The sequence below is a fragment of the Nitrosophilus sp. genome, from assembly GCF_982775275.1.
Genome location: NZ_CEXZHP010000090.1, coordinates 1 through 5,751, shown reverse-complemented (window position 1 = coordinate 5,751; position 5,751 = coordinate 1). Strand labels below are relative to the sequence as shown.

The following is a 5,751-nucleotide window of genomic DNA, read 5'->3' as shown; positions in this document are numbered from 1 at the left end:
AAAGTTAATCTAAACAAAGTTATATATAAAACCGATAAAAAAATCCATTTTATAAAAGAACCAGACGCCTACTATCTTGGCGCAAAATATGTTGTTATCGAGATAGATGATAATGAATTATGGTTAAAAGAGACCGTTAAAAATATAACCGTTTTTGGCGGGATATTTCTTATTTTTATGAGTTTTATTGGCTATTTTTTGACAAAACTATTCTTAAAGCCTATGAGAAACTCCCTTTTAATATTAGATAACTTTATCAAAGATACCACCCATGAATTAAATACCCCAATAAGTGCGATTTTAGCAAATATTGAGACGATAAAAAAAGAAAATCTTGACGAAAAAACAATAAAAAAAATAAACAGAATCGAAATAGCTGCAAGAACAATATCCAATATCTATCAAGATTTAACATATTTAATGCTTCATAAAAAAATTAAATCAAAAATTCAAAAACTAAACTTAAAAGATTTTATCAAACAAAGGGTTTCATATTTTAAAATATTAGCAGATTCTAAAAAAATAGAGTTTATCTTGGATTTAAAAGATGCATACATTGAAGCCGATAAAAATAAAATATCAAAAATGCTCGATAATATCATTTCAAACGCTATAAAATACAATAAAATGGGAGGAAAAATCATAATAAAACTAAGGCCAAATTTTTTAAGCGTAAAAGATACGGGTATTGGTATACCTAAAAACAAAATCGGCGAAATTTTTAAAAGATATAAAAGATTAAGCAAAAGTGAAGGAGGATTTGGAATAGGTTTAAATATCGTTTATATGATTGCAAAAGAGTTTAATATAAAAATAGATATCAAATCAAAAGAGAAAGAGTTTACAGAGGTAATATTAAAATGGTAAAAAAATTTTTATTGTTAATATTTTTATCCTTTTTTCTAAACGCAAATATATATGAAAAAAATTGTGTAAATTGCCATAAAATATATGGTCCTAGTTTAAGAAAACTTTTTTTTGACTATCTTTTGATATATAGCAGCGAAAAAAGAGTAAAAAAAGCAATTTTTGAGTATTTGAAAAATCCTTCTGTTAAAAAATCTGTTATGAATAAAGAGTATATTAAAAAATTTGGAATCAAAAAAAGAAGCAAATTATCTAAAAAAGAGTTAAAAAAAGCCATAGATATCTACTGGGAGAGATATAAAGTAATAGGTAGAATAAAATAGTCTTCACAATTTTTCCACAATTTTCTTTTATACTTCTTTTAACCAAAACAAAAAGGAGGAAAAGATGAAAAAATTGATGGCTGTTATATTTGCGGCGATACTTGGAGTTAGCTTCGTAAGCAGTGCGGCATTTGCTGATGTTGCAAAAGGACAAAAGATATATCAAAAAAAGCTTAAAAAGCCTTGCGGAATGACCGGGGCAAAATTTGCCGCTAAACATACTCAGGATGAGTGGGAAGAGATTTATGAGGCTGGTAAATTTAAAGAAGAGGTAAACAAAATATGTCCTAAAGTAAAACCAGAATCAATCAAAGATAAGTGGGTAAAACATCTATTTGATTTTTGTTATGAGTATGCAAGTGACAGTGGTAACGTTCCAAGTTGTTAATTAAAAGGGAGAAGGGAAAATTTAAAAATTTTTACTCTTAACTAAACATAAAAAGGAGGATAAAATGAAAAAATTAGCGATTTTCACGCTTGCAGCGGCAACGGCAATAAGTTTAATGGCAGCTGATGGAGCAGCTTTATATAAAAAATGCGCAGGATGTCATGGAGTTAAAGGGGAAAAAAAGGCTCTTGGAAAATCTGCACCTATAGCTGGTTGGGATAAAGCAAAAATAGTAGAAGCCCTAAAAGGATATAAAGCAGGATCAAGAAATATTTACGGAATGGGTGGCCTTATGAAAGGTCAGGTTGCATCATACAGCGATGCAGACATTGAAGCGGTTGCGGAATATATCTCCAAATTAAAATAATCTTCGGCTCCAATAGGAGCCGATTATACAAATCTTCTTACCCATTGAGCAATCTGAGCAGAATCTAAAGCACCAGAAACTCTATCTACTTCTACGCCATCTTTAAAAGCAATCATAGTTGGAATACCTCTTATTGAAAAATTAGCGCTTAAAGCCGGATGCTCTTGGGTATTGACTTTTGCAAATCTCGCTTTTAAAGGAAAATTTTTTGCCGCCTCTTCAAACGAGGGAGCCATCATCAAACACGGACCGCACCAAGGAGCCCAAAAGTCAACGATTACTGGAATATCGTTTTTTGTTATATGTATATTAAAAGAGTTGGGATCTAAATTTATAGGGGTAGTATCTAAAAGATTGAATCCGCATTTTCCACAATTAGCCTTTTTATAATGCTCTTTTTTTGGAACTTTATTTATGGATAAACAGTTTGGACAAACTATATGCAAAACCATCTTTCCTCCTTTGATTTTTTACAATGATATCAAAATAATCTATTTTATAATAGAACAAAAGTTGCAAAAAAATTTAAAAATTTATAAAATTCATTTATAATTTTCATAAGGAAAAAGAATGAAAAAAGTCTTGCTTTTGATTATTCCTTTTATATTAATGATTGTTGCTATTTTTATAAAACAAAAAAATCAAAAAGAAGTTACTTTAAACAAAAATGTTGATATCCAAAAATCTGTTAAAAAAGAGATAAAAAAATATGATATAAACTCTGTTGAATATTTTGAAAATTACGTGATTGACGTAATGCTAAATGGATCAAACATCCTAAATCTACCCTCTGGAGCGATGGATGGAGGATATGTTAGCAAAGAAGAAGCAAAAAAGATAGCCGCATATATGGCTACTTTGCAAGGTTTTAAACCAACCCATCCAGAATGGGTCCAAGAGGGAGCGGCACTATTTTACGGAAACTGCACAGGCTGTCACGGAGTTGGAGGAAAAGGGCAAAAAGGATATTTTCCGGACCTTACAAGAAAACCTCTACTTGGAATAGAAAAAAGAAAAATAGTTAAGTAGCTTCGATTATTTTTAGCATAGAATCATTCTCAACTATTTTAAATTTTAAATATTTTTTATGTTTCCATTTTTTTAGATTATCAATATCAACTTTATAAAATTTCGCAATTTCTTCATCCGTAATCCTTGGAATTGCTTTTCTTCTTTTTAACTTTCCAAAAACAATTTTATTATAAATAGCCCAAGATATAAAGATTGCTGCAAAAGAGAATATGGTAAAACTGTTTTTTGCTATAAATTTTGTAATATCTTCATAAAGTCCTATATTAAAAATATCGGGATTAAATACATGAATCCCAAAAAGTATCCACAATATTAAAGCAAAAAGGGGTCTAAAAATATATATCAGTAGTCCCCAAAATAAAAAAGTAATAATTTTATCTCTTATAGTTATAGCTTCATCCAATGCTTCAGGCTTTTCGATAATGATTTTTTTTGGATCTAACATTTTAAACTCCTATTCCTCTATCAGGGCTTTCCCATACAGCCCTTTTCCCTCTTTTTTTAAACAAGGCTTTTATAAAACCAACAGACGTCGTAAAAACATTTATTATCCAAAAAGCAAATGGATACCAAATTATCCAGTAATAATATCTTCCAATTCCCCTTTCATATCTTGAATCTATTAAAAGACTTAACGCAAACTGAAGTAAAAAGGTAATTCCTAGAAATGTTCCATAAACGGAAGGTATTAAAGTAGGTACCTCTATACCTTTTGGCAGATCGATAAAATTTCCGATCGCCCATAAAGAGAGCGTCATAATAGCCGAATATGCCCATATCAAACTTAACAAATATTCAGCATATATTCCCCACATTCTTCTATTTTTATAATCAAAAATATTTTTAAAATATTTTTTTAAAACTTCAGCCCCTCCCTGAGCCCACCTTAACCTTTGCCTCCATAATCCTTTGATCGTCTCTGGCACAAGCATCCAACAGATTGCGTTAGGCTCAAATCTAATATCCCAATGATTTAACTCCAGTCTCCAGCTAATATCAATATCTTCGGTTACCATATCGGTATGCCAGTAGCCAACTTTATGAATCGCCGACTTTCTAAATGCCGCAATTACACCAGAAACAGTAAATATTCTTCCGTATACTCTTTGGGCTCTTTTTATCATACCAACAATTGCGGAAAATTCTCCAATTTGAATTTTCCCAAGAAGAGAAGATCTATTTCTAATTCTTGGATTTCCGGTTACCGCACCAACTCTAGGTCCCGTTAAAAAATGGTGCATTATCCAAGTTATGGCATCCGGGTCCAATATACTATCTCCGTCGATACATACCAAATACTCTCCCTTTGACACCATAGCGGCGGCATTTAATCCCATAGCCTTTCCCTGATTTTTTTCAAACTCTATAACCCTAAGCTCCTCATATTTTTCTTCCATTTTTTTTAATATCTCTCCGGTTTTATCTTTGCTACCGTCATTTATGGCAATTATTTCAAAATTTGGATAGTTTGTTTGTAAAAGATAGTTTATAGTCTCTTTTATATGTTTTTCCTCATTATAACAAGGAACCAAAATACTAACCAAAGGATAACTATCAAGTTTTGGAGGATTTTCGGGTTTTGTTCCTAATTCCCAATGAAAATAGTAATATATCGCCCCAATCATCCAAATATAAGCCATAAATAATGGATAGTAATACGAATAATTTATAAGTTGCTCCGTAAAATTTATTAAAAATTCATTAACTAACATATTATCTCCTAATAAACGGATATCTATTTAACGAAAAAACTGGATGAATCGTTTCTTTTTTTGGATGGTTTTTTAAAAAGTCATCAGGATAATATCCAAAATTTAAAATTTTATTTCTTTGTAATAACTTCATTTGTGAAGCTAAAACTTTTGAGTCGATTTTTCTGTTTTTATTCCAATCAAAGCTTTGAAGCTCAAAAACCGATTTTTTTGCTCCATTTTTATAATTTTTTATTTTTTTTATAAGCTTTTTTAGCCATTTTTTATCATTTTTTGCATTTTCCATAAACGGCATCGACATAACCGCCACATAATCGTATGAGTCTAAAAATTTTTCAAAATCTTGAGAAAACCACTTTTTACTTTCTTTATCCAGTATCACTCTTGCATAAATATTTCTTGCAGTTTTTATATTTGGTCTATATATTTTTACAACATTTTCAATCTCTTTAGTAAAACAAATAAGTGAATCGATCTTAAATTCTGTCCATCTTTTCATATGATCATTATTTGATCTAATTTTCTCTATCGATGAAGGAAGTCCTATCTTTTCGTAAGATTTAATCGCCTCTTTGCTTGCGTCTTCAAAATCGCTTAAAAAAGCATCATCATGAAAAAGTATTCCGTTAAAGGGAGAATATTTTGCCAAATCTTCATAAATCTCTTTTATTATTTTTCTATTTTTTTCGTTAAAAACAGAAAGTCTCTTATACGCTTTTTTATCTATATATATTTTTTTATTTTTAATATCGAAATATTTTACGTAAGAACCTTTGTTCTTTATGTCAAAAGCACTTACAGGCAGCCACGCATAAATAAATTCTATGTTACATCTTGTTCTCAATTGCCAAGAAACTCTATTAAATAGATCCGCTCTTATAGGAAGATGCCTATTTGGAAAATAAAGGGCGTCAGCTACTCCGTCGCCGTCTGGATCGGCGTAAGCTTGAAGATAAACGGCAGTTATCTTATAATCTTTTATCCTATCCAATAAAACCCCAAGATTTTTTTCTTGCTGAATAGGATCTTTATCATAAATATAATCTAAATCCACATGCACAA

The 5,751-nt window shown here is 30.3% G+C and carries 9 protein-coding genes; 5 read left to right on the top strand and 4 right to left on the bottom strand.

Going from position 1 to position 5,751, the window contains the following annotated elements; all coding sequences use genetic code 11:
• The 4 genes from AC30RD_RS05535 to AC30RD_RS05520 form a co-directional block, all read left to right on the top strand.
• A partial coding sequence (locus AC30RD_RS05535; RefSeq protein WP_489493334.1) for a sensor histidine kinase occupies positions 1-867 on the top strand: 867 nt, incomplete at its 5' end.
• Positions 861-1,190, top strand: coding sequence for a hypothetical protein (locus AC30RD_RS05530; protein ID WP_489493333.1), 330 nt, complete (start codon positions 861-863; stop codon positions 1,188-1,190). The genes AC30RD_RS05535 and AC30RD_RS05530, both read left to right, overlap by 7 nt.
• Before the next feature lie 64 nt (positions 1,191-1,254).
• Positions 1,255-1,578, top strand: coding sequence for a cytochrome C (locus tag AC30RD_RS05525; RefSeq protein ID WP_489493332.1), 324 nt, complete (start codon positions 1,255-1,257; stop codon positions 1,576-1,578).
• A 64-nt stretch (positions 1,579-1,642) separates the two neighbouring features.
• The gene (locus AC30RD_RS05520) at positions 1,643-1,945 is read left to right on the top strand and encodes a c-type cytochrome (protein WP_489493330.1); all 303 of its coding nucleotides are present in this window, start codon (positions 1,643-1,645) and stop codon (positions 1,943-1,945) included.
• A gap of 23 nt (positions 1,946-1,968) precedes the next feature.
• Here the strand turns inward: AC30RD_RS05520 and trxC are convergent, their stop codons facing one another.
• The gene (gene trxC / locus AC30RD_RS05515) at positions 1,969-2,397 is read right to left on the bottom strand and encodes a thioredoxin TrxC (RefSeq protein ID WP_489493328.1); all 429 of its coding nucleotides are present in this window, start codon (positions 2,395-2,397) and stop codon (positions 1,969-1,971) included.
• A 118-nt stretch (positions 2,398-2,515) separates the two neighbouring features.
• On the opposite strand from trxC, the gene AC30RD_RS05510 reads away from it, so the two are divergent.
• Complete coding sequence (locus AC30RD_RS05510) at positions 2,516-2,974, top strand: c-type cytochrome (protein WP_489493327.1); 459 nt, start codon at positions 2,516-2,518, stop codon at positions 2,972-2,974.
• On the opposite strand, the gene pgaD is transcribed toward AC30RD_RS05510, so the two are convergent.
• From pgaD to pgaB, 3 genes are all read right to left on the bottom strand, one after another.
• Positions 2,967-3,422 carry a poly-beta-1,6-N-acetyl-D-glucosamine biosynthesis protein PgaD gene (gene pgaD, locus AC30RD_RS05505; protein WP_489493326.1) on the bottom strand — a complete coding sequence of 152 codons (456 nt, stop codon included), beginning with the start codon at positions 3,420-3,422 and terminating at the stop codon, positions 2,967-2,969. The two genes, AC30RD_RS05510 and pgaD, sit on opposite strands and share 8 nt — an antisense overlap.
• A gap of 1 nt (position 3,423) precedes the next feature.
• On the bottom strand, positions 3,424-4,689 hold the full coding sequence (pgaC, locus tag AC30RD_RS05500; protein WP_489493324.1) for a poly-beta-1,6-N-acetyl-D-glucosamine synthase: 1,266 nt from the start codon (positions 4,687-4,689) through the stop codon (positions 3,424-3,426).
• Position 4,690: 1 nt separating this feature from the next.
• Positions 4,691-5,751, bottom strand: a 1,061-nt coding sequence (gene pgaB, locus AC30RD_RS05495) for a poly-beta-1,6-N-acetyl-D-glucosamine N-deacetylase PgaB (protein ID WP_489493322.1), incomplete at its 5' end; no start/stop codon positions are given.